The organism is Neisseria sp. P0009.S007 (genome assembly GCF_051962515.1).
The window spans coordinates 1-245 of record NZ_JBQCVF010001228.1 but is presented as its reverse complement, the minus strand read 5'-3'; the positions used below and the strand labels follow the sequence as shown (position 1 = coordinate 245).

Here is a 245-nt window from a genome sequence, read left to right as displayed (position 1 = left end):
GTACCAACCGCGTGCCAATGTGCCGCTGGACGATATGGCGAAACTTTGCGGTTTCCCCGGCAAACTGGGCATGGACGGCAGTAAAGTTTGGGAGGCGTTCCACGCAGGTCGTCTGAAAGACATCCGCGATTATTGCGAAACCGATGCGGCAAACACTTATTTGATGTTCCTACGCTTCCGCCTGATGAGCGGCGCTTTGGATGCGGACGAGTATGAAGTGGAAGTCAAACGGCTGAAGCATTACC

At 54.3% G+C, this 245-nt stretch carries 1 pseudogene; it reads left to right on the top strand.

Features of this window, described 5'->3' with window-relative positions:
- Nucleotides 1–245 (top strand): annotated as a pseudogene (locus tag ACTHS3_RS18405) (3'-5' exonuclease); the annotation flags it as partial.